The organism is Pseudomonas sp. PA-5-4B, from assembly GCF_021606215.1.
In the GTDB taxonomy this organism is placed as follows: Bacteria; Pseudomonadota; Gammaproteobacteria; order Pseudomonadales; family Pseudomonadaceae; genus Aquipseudomonas; species Aquipseudomonas edaphica.
In genome coordinates, this window is record NZ_WKDB01000085.1 from 1 (window position 1) to 24,427 (window position 24,427).

13 protein-coding genes are annotated in these 24,427 nt (G+C 63.5%); 10 read left to right on the top strand and 3 right to left on the bottom strand.

The window, feature by feature from the left end; all coding sequences use genetic code 11:
• Positions 1–40: 40 nt before the first annotated feature.
• Both GIW28_RS27230 and gspH read right to left on the bottom strand, forming a co-directional pair.
• The gene (locus GIW28_RS27230; protein ID WP_017139660.1) at positions 41–652 is read right to left on the bottom strand and encodes a prepilin-type N-terminal cleavage/methylation domain-containing protein; all 612 of its coding nucleotides are present in this window, start codon (positions 650–652) and stop codon (positions 41–43) included.
• On the bottom strand, positions 649–1,101 hold the full coding sequence (gene gspH, locus GIW28_RS27235; protein WP_026013888.1) for a type II secretion system minor pseudopilin GspH: 453 nt from the start codon (positions 1,099–1,101) through the stop codon (positions 649–651). The genes GIW28_RS27230 and gspH overlap by 4 nt, the downstream gene beginning before the upstream one ends.
• Positions 1,102–1,194: 93 nt before the next feature.
• Here gspH and GIW28_RS27240 point away from each other — a divergent pair, with 93 nt between their 5' ends.
• On the top strand, positions 1,195–1,626 hold the full coding sequence (locus GIW28_RS27240) for a type II secretion system protein N (protein WP_236448215.1): 432 nt from the start codon (positions 1,195–1,197) through the stop codon (positions 1,624–1,626).
• Here GIW28_RS27240 and gspI read toward each other — a convergent pair.
• Positions 1,613–1,978 carry a type II secretion system minor pseudopilin GspI gene (gspI, locus tag GIW28_RS27245; RefSeq protein ID WP_017139657.1) on the bottom strand — a complete coding sequence of 122 codons (366 nt, stop codon included), beginning with the start codon at positions 1,976–1,978 and terminating at the stop codon, positions 1,613–1,615. The two genes, GIW28_RS27240 and gspI, sit on opposite strands and share 14 nt — an antisense overlap.
• A gap of 148 nt (positions 1,979–2,126) precedes the next feature.
• Between gspI and gspG the strand changes: the two genes are divergently transcribed.
• The 9 genes from gspG to GIW28_RS27290 all read left to right on the top strand — a co-directional run bounded on the left by gspG (position 2,127) and on the right by GIW28_RS27290 (position 24,350).
• The gene (gene gspG, locus GIW28_RS27250) at positions 2,127–2,576 is read left to right on the top strand and encodes a type II secretion system major pseudopilin GspG (RefSeq protein WP_017139656.1); all 450 of its coding nucleotides are present in this window, start codon (positions 2,127–2,129) and stop codon (positions 2,574–2,576) included.
• An 8-nt stretch (positions 2,577–2,584) separates the two neighbouring features.
• Positions 2,585–3,490, top strand: a complete 906-nt coding sequence (gene gspK, locus GIW28_RS27255; RefSeq protein ID WP_236458963.1) for a type II secretion system minor pseudopilin GspK — start codon at positions 2,585–2,587, stop codon at positions 3,488–3,490.
• Positions 3,487–4,572: a type II secretion system protein GspL gene (gspL, locus tag GIW28_RS27260; protein WP_236447319.1), complete on the top strand. Its 1,086-nt coding sequence runs from the start codon at positions 3,487–3,489 to the stop codon at positions 4,570–4,572. Before gspK ends, gspL begins: the two co-directional genes overlap by 4 nt.
• Complete coding sequence (gspM, locus tag GIW28_RS27265; RefSeq protein WP_177032443.1) at positions 4,565–5,077, top strand: type II secretion system protein GspM; 513 nt, start codon at positions 4,565–4,567, stop codon at positions 5,075–5,077. Before gspL ends, gspM begins: the two co-directional genes overlap by 8 nt.
• Positions 5,074–7,398: a type II secretion system secretin GspD gene (gspD, locus tag GIW28_RS27270; RefSeq protein WP_170039733.1), complete on the top strand. Its 2,325-nt coding sequence runs from the start codon at positions 5,074–5,076 to the stop codon at positions 7,396–7,398. The genes gspM and gspD overlap by 4 nt, the downstream gene beginning before the upstream one ends.
• A 127-nt stretch (positions 7,399–7,525) precedes the next feature.
• On the top strand, positions 7,526–8,944 hold the full coding sequence (gene gspE, locus GIW28_RS27275; protein WP_170039731.1) for a type II secretion system ATPase GspE: 1,419 nt from the start codon (positions 7,526–7,528) through the stop codon (positions 8,942–8,944).
• Complete coding sequence (gspF, locus tag GIW28_RS27280) at positions 8,944–10,155, top strand: type II secretion system inner membrane protein GspF (RefSeq protein WP_017139650.1); 1,212 nt, start codon at positions 8,944–8,946, stop codon at positions 10,153–10,155. Before gspE ends, gspF begins: the two co-directional genes overlap by 1 nt.
• A gap of 471 nt (positions 10,156–10,626) precedes the next feature.
• Positions 10,627–11,799, top strand: coding sequence for a substrate-binding domain-containing protein (locus GIW28_RS27285; RefSeq protein ID WP_017139649.1), 1,173 nt, complete (start codon positions 10,627–10,629; stop codon positions 11,797–11,799).
• A 227-nt stretch (positions 11,800–12,026) separates the two neighbouring features.
• The gene (locus GIW28_RS27290; protein ID WP_236490439.1) at positions 12,027–24,350 is read left to right on the top strand and encodes a filamentous haemagglutinin family protein; all 12,324 of its coding nucleotides are present in this window, start codon (positions 12,027–12,029) and stop codon (positions 24,348–24,350) included.
• Positions 24,351–24,427: the final 77 nt, after the last annotated feature.

The window sequence follows — 24,427 nt, forward strand, 5'->3', positions numbered from 1 at the left end:
CCGCCCACCGCCCACCGCCCACCGCGCCAAGGCAGTAAAGCTAACGCAACGGCCCCAACACCTGCCGATACCGCTCCACCCCCTGGGGCGTCTGCCTGACCAGGCTGATCTCCATGCCCAACGGATCCTCCCGCCGATTGCCACTCAGCTGCCGCCAACCCTTGTCCGCCTCCCACACCCGCACCTGCACATCACTGACCCCGCTCAACACCACAACCCCGCCTTTGGCCGCCGGCAACGGAAAGCGCTCCCGCGCAGGCGCCGCCGCACGGTACAGGCTGTCGCCCTTGAGCCACCAGCGCACGCGTTGCAATCCATCTCCGGCCACCGGTGCACTGCGAATCACCTCCAGCGTAAAACCCTTGCTGTCGGAGCTGCGCACCGTCACGGCGGCCAACCCGGCAGGTTTGGCGGTGTCGTCTTCGGTTGGGCCAGGCGCGCTCAGTTCCACGCTGGCGCGCAGGCTGACATCGCGTTGCAGCTGGTTCAACGCCCGCAACAGCGCTTCAGTCTGTTCCGTGCTGGCCTGCAGGTGCTGGTCGGCGCGGGTCACGCTGTCGAGCCCACGCCAGGCGATCAGGCTGACCACCGCCATCAGCATGATCGCCACCATTACTTCGATCAGGGTGAAGCCTTGCTGGGATGGGTTCATGGTTGAGTCACCACACGCATCAGCCCGGCCGCATCGCGCTGCAGGCTGAGGCTGTATTGGCCATCGGACAGCACCACGCGCACCGGCGGGCTGATCCATTCGGCGTCGAGTACGAGCACCCGCCCGGGTTCGATTGAGACCTGCATCGGCGTGTGTTCCCACGGGCGCGGGCGCAGTTGGCTGTCGCCCTTGAAGGTCTCGATACCTGAACCGTCATCACTGCGGCGGTTGAAGCCAAAGCCCTTGGCGTCGGCGCGCCAGGTGATGGGGCGCCCGTCCGCACGGGCTTCAGCCTGGGCCACTTGCAGCAGTTGGCTCAGGCGTTCGGCATCCTTGCGTAGCAGGTGCAGCGGGTCGGGCTTGATGGTCAGGCTGATGGCGGCACTGGCAATGCCGATGATCACCAGCACCACCATCAACTCGATCAGAGTAAAGCCTTGCTGTTTCATCGCCCGACTCCTGAACAACTGGTGAGCTTGTGAAATAAAAACGTGCGAATTGGCCTGTAGGCTGAAAGCACGCACAGACAGGAGGTCCCGCTCATGGCATTTGCTCTTCGATTTTCGCCCGCCCACGGTGTGCAGGCGCTGGCCTTGTTGGCGGCCCTGGCCGGGGTGGCGGTGTGGACGCCGTTGCTGCTGACATCCGCCGAGTCCCACACGCCCCAGGCCGCGCCCCAGACGCTGGCGGCGCGCAGTGACAACCCGGCGTTGCAGTGGTTTGCCAGCGCGCCCTCGGTGTTGCAGGTCAAAGTCTCGGGCGTGCTCGCCGGCGCGCGTGGCGCGGTGGCGATCCTCAGCCTTAACGATGGGCCGCCGCGCAGCTTCCTGCTCGGCGAGCGTTTGGGCCCCGGAGTGCGGCTGACGGCCATTGAAGGTGATGGCGTGGAGATCGAGCGCGGCGGCGAGAAGCTGCGCGTCAACCTCGACAAGTTGCCGGACGCGCCCGCATTACCGTCACTCACTCGGCCATGACCTGGGTCGCCAGACGCGCCAGCGGCGGCGCTTCGCGGCTGGCATCGAGCACCAGCAGGCTGACCTGAAACAGGCGGCCCTCGGCGTTGATGGTCTGCTCACAGCGCAGCTTCAGTCGGCCCTGGTCACAGTCGAAGGTCTTTTTGCCGCTGCGTAGCTGTCCGCCCAACCGCAGCTCCGCCAACCGACTTTGCCCGGCCAGCAACGCGATGGATTTGTCGCGCAGCAGGCCGTTGCTCTGGGTCATCAACCCGGCCACGCGCACGGCGGCCGCCATGGCCACAGCAATGATCGCCAGCGCCACCAGCACTTCAATCAGGGTAAAGCCTTGCTCCTTGCGGCGGCTGTACATGGCGCTCTCAAAGCCGGGAAACAGGCCCGCAGACTAGCGCCGGCAGTTGACCGATTAGCGACCAAACCTCCCGAGGATTTTCAATACGACTGACATGTGTTCTTGCAACACTGCGCCACGAAATGCACCCAAGCCAAGGAATGTCGAGATGGAAATCGCGCCCCTAACGTCCCCATTGCCAGGCCCGCGCGGCCAACGTGGCTTCACCTTGATCGAGATCATGGTGGTGGTGGTCATCCTCGGGATTCTGGCGGCGATGGTGGTGCCCAAAGTGCTCGATCGGCCCGACCAGGCACGGGCCACGGCGGCCAAGCAGGATATCGGCGGGTTGATGCAGGCGCTGAAACTCTATCGGCTCGACCACGGCAGCTACCCAAGCATGAACCAGGGCTTGAAAGTGCTGGTAGAACGCCCGGCCGACGCCAAGAACAGTAACTGGCGCGCCTACCTGGAGCGCCTGCCCAACGACCCGTGGGGCAACCCTTATCACTACCTCAACCCCGGCGCCAATGGTGAGGTCGATGTGTTCTCCCTGGGTGCCGACGGCAAACCGGATGGCGACGGCGTGAATGCCGATATCGGCTCCTGGCAGTTGTAAGGCCCGCCATGAACAGGCATTCGCCCGCAGCGGCGAAGCAGCGCGGCATGGCGATTATCAGCGCGCTGCTGATCGCGGCGGTGGTGGCGGTGATCGCTGGCGCCATGCTCACACGCCAGACCGTCTTCACCCGTAGCCTTGAGGCCGAGCAACTGCGGGTGCAGGGCCAGTGGCTGTTGCTGGGCGCGCTGGAACAGAGCCGCCTGTTGCTGTGGGACGCGCGTAAAAAGGATGTGTTGACCCGCCTCGACCAGCCGTGGGCACGCGCCCAGGGCGGTGTGTTTGAAGGGCGGCTGGAGGATGAACAGGGCAAGTTCAATCTGCGTAACCTAGTCAATCGCCAGCAACAAGATAACGAGCAATTGCAGCACTTCGAACGCTTGTGTCGGCTGATCGGCGTCGACCCGGCCGTGAGCCGTCGCATCAGCCAGCGGGTGATCGGCTCCTATGACCAGCGCGTTGTACACAAAGGCGCGTCGGATGAGCGCCTGCCGGCCAAATACCCGATGCTGCGCAGCCTCGATGACCTCAGTGGTATTGAAGGCATCGACCCACAGGTGCTGAGGCGCCTGCACGCTTTTGTCAGCGTGCTGCCCGGCAACACCTGGGTCAACGGCAATACCGCCAGCGCCGAAGTGCTCAGCGCGGTGGTGCCGCTGCTCAGCCTGGCCCAGGCCCAGGCGCTGGTGGCCGAGCGCGACAGCGGGCGCTGGTTTATCAACCGTGGCGACTTTGTTAACCGTCTGCGCATGCCCCAAGTGGCGATGGATTCGGTGCAGGTGGGTATTACCAGCGAGTGGTTCCGTTTGCAGGGCCAGGCCCGTCGCGAGCAACGCCGAGTGACGATCGAGGCGTTGTTGCACCGGCCCGAAGACCGCCAGCCGCAGGTGATCTGGTCGCGGGTGGGTGTATGAAGCGTTTGCGCATTGGCTTGCCGCCACTTGATCAACTGACGGTCGACAGCCCGGTGAACTTTGCCTGGCTGGACGCTGGCAGGGTGATCGCCGAGGGCCGCGAAAGCCTGAAGCAGTTGGGCCAACACCGCCAGCCAGTGGACTGCTTCCTGCACCCGCGTGACAGCCTGTTGACCAGCCTGGAGTTGCCGCCATTACCCGCCGCCAAAACCGCTGCCGCCGTGGCCTGCGCCGCGCAGGCATTGATTCTTGGGCCAATCGATCAGATGCAGGTGGCTCACGGCCCGCGTGGCAGCGACGGTCTTGTGCAGGTGGCCTGGGTGCCCAAGGCCGGGCTGGCACAACTGGGCCAGGTACTGGCGCAGGTGCCGCTCAAGCTGCGCGGCCTGTACCCGGCGCCGTATGCCTTGCCGGTGGCCACGGCGGCGCTGGACGATGGGCATTTGCTCACGCGACATAGCCTGCAACAAGCCACCGTGCATCCACTGGGGCAACACGCCCTGGATCAAACCCTTGATGTGCAGTTGGTCGAGGCCGCGCAGCGCTGGAGCGGCGCAGTGCCCGCCTGGGGTTTGCAGGGGCAGTTCAATCAACGTGCTACCGGCGGCTGGGGCAGGGCGCTGGCCTGTGCGGCGCTGGCCGTCGTTATCTGGACCGTTGGCCTGAACCTGTACGCCGCCCGCCAGGCCGAAGAAGGCCAGCGGCTGAAGGCGCTGATGAGCCAACAGGTGCGCCAGGCCTTTCCCGAGCTGCCGGTGATCCTCAACCCTCTGCAGCAGGTGCGCCAACAGTTGGCGGCGCGGCAAAGCGGGGCGGCGGCTGATCCCGGCCAACGCTTTACCAGCCTGCTGCAACTGGCGGGCAGCCACTTGCCGTTTTTGGTCGGCAGTGTCGACAGCCTGAGCTTTGAGCAGGGCCGTTTGCACCTGGGCCTGTTGGCCGACAGCCATAGCCCGGCGGCGCAAGGCGACTGGCAGGCGGCGCTGGCCGAAGCCGGTTTTGCCGCGACCCGTGATGAGCAAGGTTGGACCCTGGGGCCGGCAGACAACACCGTCACCCCGGAGGAGGACGACGATGAATAAGTGGCAGCAGGTGCGCAGTCAGTCCCATGTGTTCTGGACTGGCCTGGCCGTGCGTGAAAGACGCATGTTGGCCGGTGCCGGGCTGATCCTGGCGAGCCTGCTGACCTGGCTGGTGCTGGTTCAGCCGGCGCTAAAAAAAATCGACTATTGGCAGGTCGAAACCCCGAAGCTGCGTTCCCAGGCCGAAGCCTTGCAGGTGCTGTTGCAGGGCGTCGCGGCGCCGCGTCAGGCGGATGAAACCGCGCTGCGCCAAGCCCTCGACGGCGCCGGCCTGCAAGGTCATTACCAACTGCAGGCGCTGGCTCCTGGTGGCTGGCGGCTGACCTTCGAGAAGGCCCCGGCCGACCTTGTGGTGGACTGGCTGCTGGGTAACCCCCGTTCGTTTTCTTTGGAAGTGTCCGAGGCACGCTTGCAACGCGCCCCGGATACCGTCGACAACTCGGCCGGCACTGTGTCCGGGACCGTTCGCATGGATCAGGCGCTTGGCGCTAAGGAAGCTTCATGAAGTGGTCAGTCCCCAACTCCGCGCCTTTTCGCAAAGTCGCGCCGCTGCTATTGCTGGCCCTGAGCGCGTGCAGTAACCCGCAGTCACCCAAGCCTTTGCTGGTGGACAGCGAGCTGGGCCAGCCATTGGCCGACACGCGGCGCAGCGGCGAAACCGTGCTGGACCGCCAGCGCGAACCGGCGCCGGCCCCCCGCGTGCAGCACCCGGTGACCAACAGCGCCCGTGGCCATGCCCCGGCGGTGCTCAAGGCGCGCAACCCGCTGGGTGACCAGCCGGTACAGCTGAATTTTGTGGACGCCGATATCCAGGCGGTGGTGCGTGCCTTGTCCCGCGCCACCGGCCAGCAATTTCTGGTGGACCCGCGTGTAAAGGGCAACCTCACGTTGGTCAGCGAAGGCCAGGTGCCGGCGCATCAGGCCTACGAGATGTTGCTGGCGGCGCTGCGCATGCAGGGCTTCAGCGTGGTGGATGTGGGCGGCGTCGCCCAGGTGGTGCCCGAGGCCGATGCCAAGCTGCTCGGCGGGCCGATCTACAGCGCCGGCAGCAGCGGCATGCAGACGCGTACCTTTCGGCTGCAATATGAAAATGCGGTCAACCTGATTCCGGTGCTGCGTCCCATTGTGTCGCCGAATAACCCGATCAACGCCTACCCCGGCAACAACAGCATCGTCATCACTGACTATGCTGAAAACCTGGCGCGGGTGGCGCAGATTATCGACGGCATCGACACGCCCAGCGCCATCGACACCGATGTGGTGAAGATCCAGAACGGCATCGCCGTCGATATCGCGGCCATGGTCGCTGAATTGCTGGAAACCCAGGGTGCCGACCAGACGCAAAAGATCAACGTGGTGGGCGACCCGCGTTCCAACTCGATCATCATTCGTTCCGGCAGCCCCGAGCGCACGGAGCTGGCGCGTAACCTGATCTACAAACTCGACAATGCCCAGAGCAACCCGAGCAATATGCACGTGGTGTACCTGCGCAACGCCCAGGCGGGCAAGCTGGCGCAGTCGTTGCGCGGGCTGTTGACCGGTGAGAGCGAGTCCGGGGTCAGCGATGAGGCCCGTGGCAAACTCAGCTCGATGGGCGGCGGCTCCCAGAATAACCAGGGCAGTAATACTCAGAACAGCAGCGGCACGCCCACCGGCAGTGGTGTGCAGTCGTCGGGCTACGGCCAGTCGAGCAGTTCGGGCAGCAGCGCCAACAGCAGCACCCCCAGCGATCAGAACACTGCGTTCAGCGCCGGTGGTGTGACGATCCAGGCGGACGCTACCACCAACACCTTGCTGATCTCCGCGCCCGACCCGCTGTACCGCAACCTGCGCGAAGTGATCGACATGCTCGACCAGCGCCGCGCGCAGGTGGTGATCGAAAGCCTGATCGTTGAAGTCAGCGAAGATGACGCCAGTGAGTTCGGCGTGCAATGGCAGGCAGGCAATCTTGGCGGCAAGGGCGGATTCGGCGGCGTCAACCTGGGCGGCAGTGGGCTGGTCACCACCGGCAAAACCAGCATCGATGTGTTGCCCAAAGGGCTGAATATCGGCTTGGTCAACGGCAGCGTGGATATTCCGGGGATCGGCAAGGTGCTCGACCTCAAGGTGCTGGCCCGCGCCCTCAAGAGCAAAGGCGGCACCAACGTGCTGTCCACGCCGAACCTGCTGACCCTGGACAACGAAGCAGCGAGCATTTTTGTCGGCCAGACCATTCCGTTTGTCACCGGCAGTTATGTCACCGGTGGCGGCGGCACCAGCAACAACCCGTTCCAGACCGTACAGCGCGAAGAGGTGGGGCTGAAGCTGAACGTGCGGCCGCAGATTTCCGAAGGCGGCACGGTGAAGCTGGATATTTACCAAGAGGTCAGCAGCGTCGACACACGCGCCTCGGTGGAGGCGGGCACGGTGACCCAAAAACGCGCGATCGACACCAGTATTTTGCTGGATGACGGGCAAATCATGGTGCTCGGCGGGTTGCTGCAGGACGGCTATAGCCAGAGCAATGACGCGGTACCGTGGCTGGCGGATATCCCTGGGTTGGGGGCGCTGTTTCGCAATGAAAAGCGCAGCGTCACCAAGACCAATCTGATGGTGTTTTTACGCCCCTACATTATTCGCGACAGTGGCGCTGGGCGCAGTATCACCTTGAACCGCTATGAATTCATGCGCCGCGCCCAGGGCGGGTTGCAGCCGGAGCACAGTTGGGCGCTGCCGGATGTGCAGGCGCCGCAGTTGCCTTCGGTGGAGAAGGCGATTCCCGGGGCGCAGCAGCAGGGGCCAAGGGCGGTGATTCGGGCAGTGCCGGTTTCGCAGGTGCGGCCGTGATCTACCTGAAGTATGAAGATCAAACTGTGGGAGCTGGCTTGCCTGCGATGGCGGTGGGTCAGTTGAACATTTTTCAGCTGAAAGTCCGCTATCGCAGGCAAGCCAGCTCCCACATGTACGGTGGTGTATGAGTTTGCTCCCCTACGTCTGGGCCAAATCCCAGCGCATCCTCCTGCGCCCCGGCGATGAAGGCAGGGTGCTGACGGTTTGCCCCTCAACCCCCGGCTGGTCGATCAGCGAGGTCCAGCGCCAATTCGGCCAATCACGCCTGGAGCATGTGCGCGACGACGAACTCGACGGCCTGCTCACCAGCGCCTACGCCGACACCGGCAGTGCCGCCGCCGTGGTCGGCGCGGCTGAGAACGAAGTCGACCTCGACCGCCTGATGCAGGACATGCCCGAAATCACCGACCTGCTCGATACCCAGGACGGCGCGCCGGTGATCCGCATGATCAACGCCTTGCTCACCCAGGCTGCGCGCGATGAAGCCAGCGATATTCACATCGAACCCTACGAAACCCATTCCGTGGTGCGCTATCGCGTCGATGGCACCCTGCGTGACGTGGTGTCGCCGCGCAAGGCGCTGCATGGCGCGCTGGTGTCGCGGATCAAGATCATGGCCCAGCTCGACATCGCCGAAAAACGCTTGCCCCAGGACGGTCGTATTGCCCTGCGGGTGGCGGGGCGGCCGATTGATATTCGCGTGTCCACCGTGCCGACGGGGCATGGCGAAAGGGTCGTGATGCGCCTGCTGGACAAACAGGCCGGGCGCTTGCAGCTGGAAACCCTGGGCATGCAGCCGCAACTGCTGGCGCGCCTGGATACCTTGATCCGCCAGCCCCACGGCATCGTGCTGGTCACCGGGCCGACCGGCAGCGGCAAGACCACCAGCCTGTACGCTGCCCTGGCGCGGCTGGATGCGAGCACCAGCAATATTCTCACCGTCGAAGACCCGGTGGAATACGACTTACCCGGTATCAGCCAGATTCAGGTCAACGCCAAGATCGACATGACCTTCGGCCTGGCACTGCGGGCGATTCTGCGCCAGGACCCGGACATCATCATGATTGGTGAGATCCGCGACCTGGAGACCGCGCAAATCGCCGTGCAGGCTTCGTTGACCGGGCATTTGGTGCTCGCCACCTTGCACACCAATGACGCGGTGTCGGCGGTCAACCGCTTGATCGATATGGGCGTCGAGCCGTTCCTGTTGGCCTCGTCATTGTTGGGCGTATTGGCCCAGCGCCTGGTGCGGCGCCTGTGCCCGCATTGCAAGCAGGAAGACCCCGCGGCGCCTGGCACCTGGCGGCCGGTGGGGTGTGCGCAGTGCAACCAGATCGGTTACAGCGGGCGTACCGGCATCCATGAATTGTTCTGCGTTGATGACGATGTGCGCAGCCTGATCCACCAAGGCGCCGGCGAGCAGGATTTGCGCCTGGCTGCACGTCGCGCCGGCATGTTCAGCATGCGCGAGGATGGCGAGCGCTGGGTACGCAGCGGCGCCACCGCAGTCGAAGAAATCCTGCGCGTGACACGGGACGCCTGATGAATCGCTATCGTTACGAAGCCGCCGATGCCAGCGGCAAAATCGAAGCCGGGCACGTGGAAGCCGACAGCCAGAGCGCGGCGTTTGCCCAGTTGCGCAGCCGTGGCTTGACCGCGTTGCAGGTACAGATTGAGGGTAATCAAGCGGCGGCCGGCGGCGGCAGCCTGTTCACGCCCAAACTGTCGGACAACGATCTGGCCTGGGCCACGCGGCAACTCGCGAGTTTGCTGGGCGCCAGCCTGCCGTTGGAGGCGGCGCTGAGTGCCACGGTGGAGCAGGCCGAGAAAAAACACATCGCCCAGACCCTGGCCGCCGTGCGCGGCGATGTACGCGGCGGCATGCGTTTGGCCGACGCCTTGGCGGCGCGGCCACGGGATTTTCCATCGATCTACCGGGCCTTGATTGCGGCGGGGGAGGAGTCCGGTGACCTGGCCCAGGTGATGGAGCGCCTGGCCGATTACATTGAGGAGCGTAACAACCTGCGCGGCAAGATCATGACGGCGTTCATCTACCCCGGCGTGGTCGGGTTGGTGTCCATTGGCATTGTGATTTTCCTGTTGAGCTATGTGGTGCCGCAGGTGGTCAGCGCGTTTTCCCAGGCGCGCCAGGACCTGCCGGGGCTGACCCTGGCGATGCTCAATGCCAGCGACTTTATCCGCGCCTGGGGCTGGTTGTGTTTTGCCTTGATTGTCGGTGGGTTTTGGGGCTGGCGCTTGTACCTGCGCAACCCGCTGGCGCGGCTCAATTGGCATAGCCGGGTGCTGCGCTTGCCGCTGATCGGGCGGTTTGTGTTGGGGCTCAATACTGCGCGGTTTGCGTCGACCCTGGCGATTCTCGGCGGCGCCGGCGTGCCGTTGCTGCGGGCATTGGAGGCGGCGCGCCAGACCTTGTCCAATGACCGCCTCAGCCAGTGCGTCAACGATGCCACCGCCAAGGTTCGCGAAGGCGTTAACCTGGCGCCTGCATTGGCAGTGGAAAAGGTCTTCCCGCCGGTGTTGATTCACCTGATTGCCAGCGGCGAAAAAACCGGTTCACTGCCGCCGATGCTTGAACGTGCGGCGCAGACCTTGTCCCGCGATATCGAACGCCGGGCGATGGGCATGACGGCGTTGCTGGAGCCGCTGATGATTGTGGTGATGGGGGCGGTGGTGTTGGTGATTGTGATGGCGGTGTTGTTGCCGATCATCGAGATCAACCAACTGGTGACCTGATTGCACCCGGTCAAATGTGGGAGCTGGCTTGCCTGCGATGGCATCAACTCGGTGTGCCTGATGTACCGAGGTGTCTGCATCGCAGGCAAGCCAGCTCCCACATCTGGGTCGGTTTTATTCAGTTGATTCTGCTCGCTCCCTATATGCATCACTGCAACCTCGGGTTCCTCATTCCGTCACATCCAACCCACTGCGACACAGCCCACACCGCATCCAGCAAAACCCCGCTGAAACCTCGCTGTCACCTGCCTTGAAATCGCTCAAAAGCATGACCGAAACACCCGAGAATCTTTCGTAAAATCAAGCGCTTCCTCCCGAGGTTTTTTCCTTTTGCTGTCATCGGATGCTGCGAAATTGCCTACCCATGGCCTCAACCCCAGCCACCCCCGGAACACGGCTTGGGACCGAAGCCATAGCGTCATGCAAGAGCCCTCTACCCAAACGTACAAACACGACGAAAGGAGATTCTTCATGTTTAAGCGCACTATGATCGCAGCCTCTTTGGTAGTTGCAGCACTGGCTTCCGCCCAATCCATGGCCGCAGTGGTCGGTGGCGGTGCCACCCTGCCGGAAAAACTCTACGGCAGCACGGCCACTTCGACCACGGCTACCGGCATCCTCTCTGCCACCGTCCCTGGTTTTAACCCCTATATCGGTGTAGGCAGCGGCGACGGCAAAAAGGCCTTCTTCGGTAATGATTCGACCAAGCTGAAACTGGCTGCCGGCATCACCGTTGACTATGCGGGCAGTGACTCGATCGTTAGCGTTGCGGAACTGGCGGCTTATAATGCTGACGCCGTGAACGGCCGTGCCGCCTACGGCCCGTTGATTCAAATCCCGGCCGAGGCCACGTCGGTGACAGTGCCTTACCACATCGACGGCAAGACATCGCTGCAGCTCAGCAGTGGCCAGTTGGCTGATATCTTTGCCGGCAAAATCACTAACTGGAACCAGGTGCTATTCAACGGGGCTGCGGGTCCAAACCTGCAGATCAAAGTGGTCTATCGCCAGGAAACCAGCGGCACTACCGAGATCTTGACCAACCACCTCAAGGCGGTAAAACCTGCTTCGGTGCCGGCTGTCAGCAACAGCTTCGTCACCGCCATCGGTTTTGACCCAGCCACCAGCGCTCCGGCCGGCTCAAGCTACATCGCGGTCACCGGCAGTCAAGGTGTTGCCACTGCCATTACCAACAACAACGGTGCCATCGGTTACGTCAGCCCTGACTATGCACAGTTCAACAGCGCTGCCGCTGTTGCTTCGGTCAACGGTTTCCTGCCGACTGAAGTCAACGTTCAAGCCAGCCTTGACGGTGTTGTACCTCCGGTTCTTGGCAGCGACGAAGCCAAAAATCCTTTGAACTGGGTCCCTACGTTTCCTAACCCTACCGCAGGCTACCCCATTGTGGGCTACACCAACCTGGTCTTCAGCCAGTGCTACAAAGACACCACTGACACCGCGCGTATCCGTGTGTTCTTGAACCGTCACTACACCGGTTTGAACAACGCAACCACCAGCAGCCACTCGTTCATCCCGTTGTCCGCTACTTGGCAGAAAGCTGTCCACGACAACTTCTACGCCACCACCAGCGCCCTGCGCCTGGGCGACACCAACACCTGCAACGGTATTGGCCGTCCGCAGTAAGCCCCGTCTCGACAGGGTTTGCCCCACAACCGGCAATGACTTCGCGTCATTGCCGGTTTTGTCGTTTCCTCGCCCAACCCGCCAGTTGAACCGCACTGCGTGAACATTGTGTGACAACAGTTCGGTCGCGCCCCCCGGCAACTGCCTTAAGCAATAACCCCGACACGTGGCCGCGCAGTGTTTGCGTGCCCGTCGTTCGCCTGACCCGTCAAAAGGACCTGTAAGTGATGCGTTCCCGACTGAAGCTGCCTGCTACCCGTGCCGACAAGGTGCCTGCCACCTCAGGTCAAGTGTTGCTGCTCAAACCCCTGGCCCAGGTCATTGCGCTGCTGGTGTTTGCCGGTGGTGCCCACGCGGCGCAGCCTCAGGCGTTCAGTTCGGGCTGGTTTTCGGCCAAGGGCGCAGCGCAAACGGCCGGCAGCGCACGACCGGGTGTGGTGATGCCGGGAACGCCGCCGCCGTTGTCCCAGCAACAGCGCGGCAACGAGCAGTTGCAGCGCTCCTTGCAGAACCTCAATACCAGCGTCGCCGCGATTGCCGCGCAACAGGCCGTGCAGGCCGCTGCCAGAAGCAGCGCGGGCGCGGCGCCGCAGAGCATCCACAACGGCCTGGGTGGTAATGGCTTGAATGTGGTGATTGGCGCAGATGGCAAGCCGCTGTTCGTCAACGCCGAAGGGCCGGTGCAGACCGATGCCAACGGCAAGACGCTGGTGTCGATCAAGCAGACGGCCGACAAGGCGATCCTCAATTGGCAAACCTTCAACGTGGGCCGCGACACCACCGTGCAGTTCCAGCAGAACAGCGATTGGGCGGTGCTCAACAAGATCAATAACAGCACCGCGCCTAGCCAGATCCAGGGGGCGATCAAGGCCGACGGCACGGTGATGATCGTCAACGGCAACGGCGTGGTATTCAGCGGCAGCAGCCAGGTCAATGTGCGCAACCTGGTGGCGGCAGCCACCGGGTTCAGCGATGAGCAATTCACCGCCAGGGGCCTGTACAGCGCCAGCAACAGCGCGCCGAGTTTTGCCCAGGCCGCCGGCAATGTGACGGTCGAGCGCGGCGCGCAGATCCAGACCCAGGTGCCCGCGACATCGACGGCGGGTGGCGGTTATGTGCTGTTGCTGGGCAAAGAGGTGGCAAACGCCGGCAGCATTTCCACTGCACGCGGCCAGACTGTGCTGGCGGCGGGCGACAGCTTTGTGATCAAGAAGGGCTACAGCACCGACGGCAATGTTGCTTCCACTACACGCGGCAACGAAGTCAGCGTCACCGGCAGTGGCAAGGCCAGCAACACGGGGTTGATCCAGGCCTCTACGGGGGACATCACCCTGACCGGCCAGCAGGTGCTGCAAAACGGCGTGGTGCTTTCAAGCTCCTCGGTGGAAGCACGTGGCACCGTGCATTTGAAGGGCACCGGCAGCAACGCCAGCGTAAGCCTGGGCGAGGGCAGCCTCAGCGCCATTGTGCTCGACAGCAGCAACGCCCTCGACAGCCAGCGCGCCGGGTTGATTACCCCGGCGGCTGACCAGGCCGGTAACGTCGTGCCGGCTGACGTGTACCGGCGCGACCAATCCCTGGTGGAAATCACCAGTGACGGCACGGTGGACTTTCGCAGCGGCTCCCTGACGCTGGCAACGGGTGGTCAGGTCGGCGTCAAGGCCGCGCAGCGCAGCTTGCTGCGTGACGGCGCAGTGATCGACGTGTCCGGCGCCATCGGCGTCAAGTTGGCGATGGAGTCCAACAGCGTCAAGGTCAATATCCAGGGTAACGAGCAGCGCGATGCGGCGGTCAACCGTGACGGCAAAGCGCTGAACAACAACGATGTGTGGGTGGATGTCCGCGACCTGATTTTTGTCCCGGCCGGCACCAATGGCTATGCCACCGACCGCTGGTACACCGCGGGCGGCCTGCTGGAAGTGGGCGGCTATCTGGGCACGCGCAACCACGGCATTGGCGAATGGATGGCCCAGGGTGGCACCGTGACGTTCAGCGGCAAGGACGTGGTGACCCGGCAGGGTTCGCAGATCAACCTGTCGGGCGGCACCCTTGATGTGCAGGCCGGCAAGATCCAGCAAACCTGGCTCAAAGGCCCTGATGGACGCTTGTACGAGCTGTCCAGTGCGCCGGGGGATTTGCTTTATACCGGGATCTACAAGGGTTACGAAGACCACAGCCAGCGCTGGGGCGTGACCGACTATTACTACAACCCGCTGATCGCCCCGCGCGAGCGCAGCGAAGCCGGCTATACCGTCGGGCGCGATGCCGGGCGCCTGGTCGTCAGTACTGCCGGCGCCGTGCTGGAAGGGCAAATTGTCGGCGACACCTACCAGGGTGAGCGCCAGACCCAGGCTGCGCAAAAAGGCCTGGACGGTTACCTGCAATCGCAAAAAGCCGTGGCCCGTGGCGCCGCCCTGGTGGTGGGCAGTTATGTGCCGTATTACGTCAAGGACAGTGCCCAGTTGCAGTATGCCTTGGGCGCGGACGCCAACACGGCGAAGAACGTGGTGCTGGGGCCAAGGGCCGCTGCCGTCGCGGCCGGGTTGGACTTGAACAGCGCACTGCCGGCTGATCGAGTGTCGACGTTGTATCTGGACAGTGAGGCGTTGAGCGCGACGAAACTGGGATCGATCAAGGTCGCCAGCACCGGCTCGATTCTGGTCAATGGCGCACTGGAGGTGGAGCCCGCCGGTGACATCACCTTGTTTGGTCCCAGGATCGAGGTCAATGCCAACCTCACCGCGCATTCCGGCAGCCTGCAGCTGGGCAACGTGCAGGCGCAGATTACGCCGACCGGCAAGAACGACGTGACCCTTGGTGGTCGCGGCAGCTTGGTTGTCAATGCTGGCGTGTCGCTGGATACCAGCGGTCTGTGGAGCAACCAGTTGCTCAGTGTGAGCGACAGCAGCCGGTTGCCTTACCTCAACGGCGGCAACGTGGCCTTGCGCAGCAGTGGCGATGTGAGCCTGGCAGCCGGCAGCCGGGTGGACGTGTCTTCCGGCGCGGCCTTGGATGCCAGGAACCAGCTGATCGGTGGCAAGGGCGGCGACGTCACGCTTGCGGCCAACGCCAACAGTGCAGACAGCCGCGGCAACCTGGCCCTCAACGGCGAGTTGCTCGGCTATGGCGTCAGTGGCGGCGGGCGCCTGAGTGTGCAGGCCGGCAAAGTGATGATCAGTGATCAGCCCGGCGCGCCCCAAGCGGGCACGCTGCAACTCGACAGCGGGTTCTTCAACAAAGGCTTTGGCGCTTACGACATCACCGGCAACGAAGGTTTGTTAGTAGCCGACGGTACTCAGGTCGACGTGACTGCACCGGTGTACCGCCTCAACGACACCGCGCAAAACCTGGTGAGCGGCGCCGACCCGCGCAGCGCACTGCAAATCTGGACCCCGCCGCAATACCGCGAAACCCCCACCAAAGGCCAGTTGACGCCACGCAAAGGCGCCAGCCTGAGCCTGCAAGCCGGCACACCATTGTCCACTGCCGCGCAAATGGCAGTGGTGCAGGCGCGCATTGGCCAGGGTGCGGTGATCAACGTGGATCCGGGCCAGTCCATCGGCGTGCGCAGCATTGGCCAGTTGACCGTGGACGGCACGTTGAATGCCTGGGGCGGCACTATCACCCTGGGTGGCGTCAGCGTGCAGCCCACGGTGGCCGATGGTGTTGAGGCCAAAGGTCACGACCGTTCGATCTGGGTCGGCGAACACGCCGTGCTGGACGTGGCCGCACGCGCAGCCACGGCTGTCGACAGCCTGGGGCGGCGCTACGGCGTGGTGGGCCAGGGCGGCACTATCGTGATTGGCGGGCTGATCGACCCGGCCACCGGAATCGCCAGCGCGGCCAACCTGTTTGTGGTGGTGCGCGAAGGCGCACGCCTGAACGCCTCTGGTAGCCAGGCGCTACTGGACATGTCCGGTGCTGGCCCCACGCTGGTCGCCAGCCGTGGCGGCAACATCTCCCTGGCTTCCAGCAACGGCCTTTATCTGGACGGCACGCTTAGCGCCAACAGTGGCGGCGCCGGTGCGGCGGGTGGCAGCCTGAACGTGGCCCTGGAAGCGCCGTTGTACCTCGATACCGCCGTTGCCCGTGTGCGCCAGGCGCGTGAATTGGTCGTCAGTGCCGCCGATTCAGGCGCGCCTTTACCGATCGGCAGTACGCCTGAAGCTGTGGCGGGCGGCTTGACCTACGGGCATGGACGGCTGACGGCCAACCAGGTCAGCGCCGGCGGTTTCGACAACCTGTCGCTGCTGAGCAACGGCCTGATCAGCTTTGACGGTGATGTGTCCTTGCGTCTGGGGCAGAGCCTGAGCCTGTATTCAGGGGCCATGGCTTTGACCGATAGCGCCGCGAAGCCGTCTCAGGTGTTTTTGACCGCACCCTATGTGCGCCTTGCCGGGGTGGGCAACAACAACAGCGCCACCGACAGCCTGGTGCGCCCGACGGTCCAGGGCGGCGTTTCCACTCAAGGTACGGCTGGCCTGTTGAGCGTCGAAGCGTCGAACGTGCTGGATGTGCGTGATAGCGTCAATTTCGGCGCCCATGCCGAGCGCTCCAAAGCGTTGGCCAACGGTATTGACCGGCGTGCCTTTGACCAGGCTCATTTGGTCAGCCAGGGGGATATGCGCTTTCTGGCCCGAAGCGCCGACAAAACCCAAACCGCCCTGACCACCCAAGCCGACCTGAACCTGATCGCCGCGCAGATTTACCCGGCGACCGGGGCCGTTGCCGAGGTGACGGCAGGTAACACCGGCGGTGAATTTGACCCGGCGCGTACGTTGCGCATTGGCCGGGTGCGCAGTACGGACCCGGCGCTGCCTTACTCAGTGTTCGGCAGCCTATCGCTGAACGCCTCGACCATCGAGCAAGGCGGTGTGCTTCGCGCGCCTATGGGCAGTCTCAGCTTGGGTGTGGACGGTGGTATTACGCGCGCTACCAAAGTGATCAATCTGTTGCCGGGCAGCCTGACCTCTGTCAGCGCAGGTGGCCTGGTGCTGCCTTATGGTGGAACAGTCGACGGCGTGACGTGGCGCTACGACGGCAAGCAGGTAGAGTTGTTGGGCGTTGGCGGCACCCGCAGTACAGGTAATGCGGCGGTGGGTGTGCAACTGGCGGGCGGCTCGCTGAATGTGCAACGGGACGCAGTGCTGGACCTTTCCGGTGGCGGCCAATTGCTTGGCGCGGCATTCGTTTCCGGGCGCGGCGGTTCCACGGATGCGCGCTACAACCCCTTGGTGCAAATCGGAGCGGACGGACGCTTTTCCTTACCGGGCCTGGCCACCAACCCCATCTATGCGATTGTCCCCGGCAGCCAGCCCTGGGTAGCGCCGAGCGGCGGCGAAGCGGGCGCGACCCAGCCTCTGGTCGGCCAGCAAATCAATATCGGTGCGGGTGTGCCTGGCCTGCCACAGGGGACCTACACCTTGCTGCCGTCCACTTACGCCCTGTTGCCAGGGGCGTTTCGGTTGGAGATCAACGGCTTGGCCGCGCCGTTCGCCAGCGGCGCGATGCACAGCGCCGCGGCCATGAATAACGGTTCCTGGTCAACCGAAGGCTTGCTGTCGGTTGCCGGTACTCACATTCGTGACAGTTTATCGAGCCAGTTGATTGTCACTCCGGCTGAGGTATTGCGCCGTTATTCCCAGTACAACGAAACCGCTTACGCAGACTTTATTCGCGCGGATGCGGCACGCCTGGGTGTGCCACGTGCTGCGCTTGAAGCCGATGCCAAAACCCTGAGATTGCGACTGGTGGGCGGTCAAAAAGACCTGGGGTTCAGCTTTGATGGTGAGGGGCGCTTCAAACCCGCACAGGGCGGTTTTGGTGCCACTGTTGCGGTGCTGTCCAGTGGCGACATAGAAGTGGTTTCTGACACCGCAACGGCCAGTAGCGCTGCATTGATGGCGTCGGTGCGGGCCAGCGACTTGAATGCCTTGGGGGCTGCCCGTTTGGTGGTGGGCGGTGAACTGACGGTGGTGTATGGCCAAGGTGGCAACTTCGTCAGGTCCGACCTGGCAGCCATCACCGCGAGCTCGGTGGTTGTGCGCCAGGACGCGACCCTGGCGGCGCCGGAAGTGTTCCTGGTGTCGGGCAGGTCATCGGGCGCGATTGAAATCGAGCAAGGTGCGTCGATCAATACCTTGGGGCGCGGCAAGGCCGCCTATGACTCCGATGATGGTTTTATCTACCGGCCGGGCACCCGCAGCGTGTTGGCAGTCTCCAATGGACGTTTGCAGATGCTGGCGCCGGTAAACGGTGACGGCCCCAGTGGGCCGGGCAGCATTCTTATCGGCCAATGCAGCCTGAGTGCCTGCAGCGGCGACGCATCACTCTATTCCGAAGGCTCGATAGCCTTTGCCACCACCAACCGGTTTGCCTTGAGTGACAGCGTGCGCTATGGCACCCGCCATCTGGCCCTGGCGGTGGGTGGGATCAACGTCGGCAGTGCCCAAGCGCTGGCCGACGCCGCTGCGCGGGGTGTGCTGCCGTCGGGCCTGACCCTCAACCAGCAGGTGCTGGACCGCCTGCTGCGCGGCGATGCTTCCAGCGGTGCACCGGCCTTGCAAAGCCTGGCGCTGACCGCCGGGCAATCGTTGAATTTTTATGGCAACACTACGCTGAGCACCCTCGACAGTTCGGGTAAGTCGCTGCTCGATGAGCTGCTGCTGACCACGCCTGCGATCTATGGGTACGGCAGCGCCAGTGATGTGGCGCTGATCCAGACCGGCACCCTGGTATGGGGTGGCGCCACCAGCACACCGCCAGCCGTGATCAGCAATGGGGCGGGTACCGGCAGCGGCACCCTGGAGTTGCAGGCCCGGCGCATCGCGTTCGGTTATGGCCGCGATGCCCAGCCCGACAGCCTGGCCAACAATGGCCGCATGACGCTGGGCTTTGCCACGGTCAACCTCAACGCCAGCGAACGTATCACGGCCAACCACAAAGGCAGCCTGACGGTACATCAGGCCCAGGGTGCGTACGAGGCCGGCAAAGGCTTCGCCTACAGTGGCGGCAACCTGAACATCAGCACGCCGTTGTTGACCGGCGAAGCCGGCTCGGTCAATCGCATCACTGTCGGTGGCGCGTTGACTGTGCGGGCCCCGGCCAGCGGCACAGCGCCGGTAGAGGCGGCGGCCATCGACGCCTTGGGCGCCGAGCTGCTGCTGTCCGGTCGCAGCGTGGCGCTGGATACCTCGGTGGTGCTGCCGAGCGGCAAGCTCACCCTCAGCGCCGATGAAGAACTGACCCTTGGCGCGGCTTCACGCCTGGACCTCAGTGGGCGCAAAGTGCAAATCAGCGATGTGAGTAAATACAGCTGGGGCGGTGATGTCAGCCTGGAAAGCCGTCATGGCAACATTCGCCAGGCGACAGGCGCGTTGATCGACGTGTCTGCGCAATTCAATCAGGGCGGCTTGCTCAAGGCTGTGGCGGTGGACGCCGGTGCCGGGCAGGTCGACTTGCAAGGGCAGGTTCGCGCCGGCAGCAGCGGTTATTACGATGCCGGTGGCACCCTGGTGCCGTACAAAGCCGGTGGTGTGGATATCCGCGCGCAGCAGGTAGGGGACTTTGCCGCCTTGAACCAGCGCTTGAACCAGGGCCAGGTCGTTGGCTCGCGCAGCTTCCAGCTCAAGCAGGGCAACCTGGTGATTGGCGATGAACTCAAGGCCAATCAAGTCAATGTCTCGGTGGATAACGGCAGCCTGACGGTGCTGGGCACCATCGATGCCAGTGGCGAGCGGGTCGGCAGTATTCGCCTGGCCGGCAAGCAGGGCTTGACCCTTGCCGGCAGCGCGCTGCTGGATGCGCACGGCAGCGTATTGCGGGTCGACAGCTACGGCAAGATCATCGATGCGCCGAACCGAGCGATGGTGGAACTCAACAGTGGCGACGGTCAATTGACCTTGGCCGATGGCGCGCGTATCGACCTGCGCCACGGCACCGCTGCGGCCCCGGGCAGTGGTCCGGGACACTCTGACGGCGTGGCCCGGGGCACGCTGGAATTGAACGCACCGCGGCTCAATGCCAATGACGTGGCCATCGACGCCAGCGGGCAGGTCAACATCCAGGGTGCCCGCGCCATTGCAGTCAACGCGGTGGCCCGTTACAGCGATGCGCCGGTGGGCACAGAACCGTCGGCCAGTGGCCGACCGTATCAGGTGATTGACCAGAACTACCTCACGCAAAAGCACGCGCTGGCCGAGGCCTTCATCAACAACGCCCTGAACAACGCCGGACTGATGCAGGGCAAACTCGCGGGCTTGAACAACAGCCGCTATGCCGAGGCGTTCCACTTGCGCCCGGGTGTGGAAATTGTCACCCAGGGCGACCTGGTGGTGAGCGGTGACCTGGACCTTTCCGGCTACCGTTACGCCAGCGTCAACCCCAACACGCCGAAGACTTCGGTGTACGGCTCGGGCGAGGTGGGCAGCCTGGTGGTGCGTGCCGGTGGCAACCTGGATGTCTACGGCAGCATCAACGATGGCTTTGCGCCGCCACCGAAGACGCCCGACGATAATGGCTGGGTGCTGACGCCGGGGCTGCAAGGGTTCGGTGCCGATGTGATTGTGCCCGGCCCTGGCGTGGTACTCGCCAACGGCAGCGCATTCCCCACGGGCAAGACCCTCAATTACCCGTTACCGATCCAGGCCACTGCATTGGCCCAAGGCACTGTGCTGCCGACCCGAGGCACACTCGACGCGCCACTGACCCTGCCGGCCAACACGGTGTTGAGCGCGACGGTGCGCGACAGTGGCGGCAACCTGTTGTACGCCGCGGGCACCTTATTGCAGCAGCCTGTGGTGCTGGCGGCCGGAACACAACTGGAGGCGGGCACGGTCTTGGCCGGCGCGGCTTCGCTGCGCGCCATGACCTGGCCGGCGGGCGTGCCACTGCCCAGCCGTGGGGGCGTGACGGGCAGTGCAACGGACGGTGTGTTGCTGGCCGGTGACATGGCCCTCAAGGTCGGGGCGCTGATTCCGTATGGTACAGACGTCAAGTTGCCCAATGCGGCGGTGTCGGTACCGTTGCGCACCGTGACCGGCGCCACGGCGCGCCAGAACTGGGCCGTGGCACCGATGCTGGCCGAGGGCTCGCAGTCGTGGTCATTGCGCCTGGTGTCCGGTGCCGATACCCAGGCGGCTGATACCCGTGCGATCCAGCCAGCCTACGCCGGCGACTTGACCCTGGCCGACACGCACTACGGAATCTATGAGACCCACGACAAAATCATCATCCCGGCGCAACCGGCGCGGCCGGGTGGGGCATGGTACTGGAGTGATTTGGCCGCCGAGCTGTTCGGTTACGAGGCAGGGACTCCAGTGTCGCAGTCCGAGTCGGGATTGTGTGATGAACCCGACATGTGTATTCGCGTCAAGTACGTATGGAGCGACCTCGGGGAACTCTTCGGCTTTGTACCGGGCCAGCCGGTATCGCCTCAGGACGAAGGCACCTGCGACCCTGATTTGTGCGTTTCCCTGGGCGAACCGATTCCAGCAATACCTGAGCAGGTCACCATCGGGCCGGTGAAACGGGTCTCACCCGTGAGCCAGCACTTTAGCGTGCTGCGCACCGGCACCGGGGATCTGGACTTGATAGCCGCGGGCAATGTGGCGATGAAGTCGCCCTATGGTATTTATACCGCCGGCGCCTCCAGTGCTTCTCGTGCAGGCAGTGCCGCCGCTGAGTTTGATCGCGCTCGCGCCACCTCAGCGGATGGAACGGTGCTGGGCAGCGCGGCCAAGGCGTATGAAACGCTTGTCGATAAAAGCAGCCCCTATGCCGCTTGGTATCCCGATGGGGGCGGCAATGTGTTGTTGCGCACGGGTGGTAGCCTGACAGGCGATGTTTGGACGCCGCTCACCGACGCGATCATGCCCAATGACGGTCGCACTCAACTCAACAGTGCGAACCTGGGCAATTGGTTGTGGCGCCAAGGTACCGGAAACACTGCGGGTGTGACCCCGACACCTGCCAGTTGGTGGATCAATTTTGGTACTTACGTTAAAAGCGACAGTGGTGCCAACATCGAACTCGAAGACCGCGCACAGATAAACCTGCTTCCACGCCTGGTGGGGTTCACAGGTGTAGGCACCCTGGGCGGCGGCAACCTGACTCTGGACTTGGGCAGCGATGCCGGCATGCTCGTTCGTCGCGGCGATCCCGGTGCAGTCAGAGCACCGCGCAGCGAAGGGTTGGTGCTGGCTGTTGGCAGCACTGGCCGGGTGGTCGACGGGCAATTGCTGCTCACCGGTGGCGGTGATCTGGATGTGCGCATGGGCGGTGATTTGAACCCCGGGCTGGATGCCCGCGCGAGCCGTGATAAATCCGCTACGTTGTCAGCCGATTATAAAGCGCAGGTGCTCAGCCTCAACGGCGTACTGACCAACCTGCGTGGTGCATTGAACCTGCAAGCAGGCAGCCTGGGGGGCATTGCCTTGAACTACGGTGAAGTGCCCGGATCTCAGGATGCCAAGGACAGCCGTGCTTACTCACCGTACACCGCCAGCCTGGGCACGGCCACGGGCGGTATCACGTTGATGTTGGGGGACGCCACGGCCAACCTGTCGACCCGAGGTGACTTGGTGCTGGCGGGGACAGGCGATCCAGGACGTGTTTCTACCGAAAATACCCAGGCATTCAGTTACAACGGCACAGACTATGGCAATGGGACCACCTGGTTCTCGCTGTGGACCGATCGCACGGCCATTGACCTTTTTTCCGCAGGTGGCAGTTTGACGCCTAGCGTGCAGAGCATGTCGCTTGCCAGGTCAGGCATCCTTGCGCCTTTGCAAGGGCAGAACTACTCAAGCTCCGATGGGCGTTTTATCTTCCCTTCCAAACTGGGCGTGGTGGCAGCCAATGGCAGCATCTATCTCGGTGCGTCCGCGTTGGGCGTTGGCCCGCTGCCCAATAATCCCGTTTACTCGTTATTGCTGGCGCCATCGAGCCAGGGGCGGCTGGCGATGTTGGCCGGCGATTCCATCTACGCCAGTGGCTATGCAGTCAACCAGTCGGGTGACAGCCTGAGTTCCATAGCGACGCCTTTGGCGCCAGCCTTTGTTGGCAGGAACGGGTTCAATCGCGTCATCGACAACCTGGGCGGTGACGCGATACAGGCTGATCTTTCCTTGTTTGCCTTGCGCAGCCCAACCGATCTTGCGCGCCCGCCAGCCCAGACACAGCCGGCCAGGTTTTATGCCAATCAAGGCGATATCGTCGGCTTGCGCAGTGGTGAAATCATCACGTTCAGCAGCGGTCGGCAAGGGCAGGTCCGCTATGAATCCGCAGGTCCGGTGTGGATGCGAGCGGGGCGCGATATTGTCGGCTCAGGCACGTATCTGGGCACATCCACGGTGTTTCCGGCGTTGCTTGCTGACAACGGCGACTACATAGGCGAAAGCCGCGGCAACCTGTTCGTGCATAACCGTCCCGAGGATGTCTCGGTGGTGTCTGCCGGGCGCGACATTACCTACAGCAGCTTCAACGTCGCCGGCCCCGGCACCCTGGAAGTCAGTGCCGGGCGTAATCTATTGATGGAAGACAAAGCCTCCATCACCAGCCTGGGCCCGGTGGCGGTGGGGGATTCCCGGCCAGGTGCGTCTATCGTGCTGGAAGCCGGGGTAGGGCCTAACGGCCTGGATTACCTGAAGTTCGTCACGCCTTACCTGGACCGCGCCAACCAAGCGCTCGACGGTGTGCCCCTGGCCGGGCAGACGGGCAAGGTGGTGAAAACCTACGAGACCGAACTGCGGCAATGGCTCAAGGAACGCTATGCCTTCAGTGGTGATGCCGATCAGGCGCGGGCGTACTTCGCTGGCCTGGGGCCTGAGCAGCAACGCATTTTTGCGCGCTCGGTGTATTTCGCTGAAGTGCGCGCGGGCGGTCGTGAATTTAACCTGAGCGCAGGCCCGCGTTCCGGCAGCTTTTTGCGCAGCCGCGCGGCTATCGACGGGTTGTTGCCGAGCAAGGACGTGGCGGGCAACCCGATCGTGTATGACGGCGATATCACCCTGTATGGCGGTGCCGGGGTGCATACCCGGTTTGGCGGCGATATCCAGATGCTCAGCCCTGGCGGGCAGCAGGTGTTCGGGATCGAAGGCACAGCGCCGCCGGCGACTGCGGGGGTGCTGACCCAAGGTGCCGGGGATATTCAGTTGTACGCCCAGGGCAGCATCCTGTTGGGCCAGAGCCGCATCATGACCACCTTTGGCGGCTCGATTCTGGCGTGGTCCGATGCCGGTGATATCAACGCCGGTCGGGGATCGAAAACCACCGTGCTCTATACCCCGCCGAAACGCGTGTATGACAACTGGGGCAATGTGACTTTGTCGCCTAACGTGCCGAGCGCGGGGGCGGGTATTGCGACGTTGGCGCCGATTGCCGAAGTGCCGGCCGGTGATATCGACCTGTTGGCGCCGGCGGGCACCATTGAAGCGGGCGAGGCGGGGATTCGTGTTTCGGGCAACGTCAACATTGCGGCGTTGCGCGTGGTGAACGCGGCCAATATCCAGACCCATTTAAACATTTCCCAGCCCACGAGACGACGAGATTAAACTCGGATGCCGGCTTCTTCTTTAAAAAAAAAAAATCTCCACGACCACTCTCCCTCTTCCTTACTCTCTTCTCGCGT

Bases quoted from the DNA above. Each gene is read 5' to 3' on its own strand.
- GIW28_RS27230 (WP_017139660.1), bottom strand. From the start codon at position 652: ATGAACCCATCCCAGCAAGGCTTCACCCTGATCGAAGTAATGGTGGCG.
- gspG (WP_017139656.1), top strand. From the start codon at position 2,127: ATGGAAATCGCGCCCCTAACGTCCCCATTGCCAGGCCCGCGCGGCCAA.
- gspF (WP_017139650.1), top strand. From the start codon at position 8,944: ATGAATCGCTATCGTTACGAAGCCGCCGATGCCAGCGGCAAAATCGAA.
- gspD (WP_170039733.1), top strand. From the start codon at position 5,074: ATGAAGTGGTCAGTCCCCAACTCCGCGCCTTTTCGCAAAGTCGCGCCG.
- gspL (WP_236447319.1), top strand. From the start codon at position 3,487: ATGAAGCGTTTGCGCATTGGCTTGCCGCCACTTGATCAACTGACGGTC.
- gspM (WP_177032443.1), top strand. From the start codon at position 4,565: ATGAATAAGTGGCAGCAGGTGCGCAGTCAGTCCCATGTGTTCTGGACT.
- gspI (WP_017139657.1), bottom strand. From the start codon at position 1,978: ATGTACAGCCGCCGCAAGGAGCAAGGCTTTACCCTGATTGAAGTGCTG.
- GIW28_RS27285 (WP_017139649.1), top strand. From the start codon at position 10,627: ATGTTTAAGCGCACTATGATCGCAGCCTCTTTGGTAGTTGCAGCACTG.
- gspK (WP_236458963.1), top strand. From the start codon at position 2,585: ATGAACAGGCATTCGCCCGCAGCGGCGAAGCAGCGCGGCATGGCGATT.
- GIW28_RS27240 (WP_236448215.1), top strand. From the start codon at position 1,195: ATGGCATTTGCTCTTCGATTTTCGCCCGCCCACGGTGTGCAGGCGCTG.
- gspH (WP_026013888.1), bottom strand. From the start codon at position 1,101: ATGAAACAGCAAGGCTTTACTCTGATCGAGTTGATGGTGGTGCTGGTG.
- gspE (WP_170039731.1), top strand. From the start codon at position 7,526: ATGAGTTTGCTCCCCTACGTCTGGGCCAAATCCCAGCGCATCCTCCTG.
- GIW28_RS27290 (WP_236490439.1), top strand. From the start codon at position 12,027: ATGCGTTCCCGACTGAAGCTGCCTGCTACCCGTGCCGACAAGGTGCCT.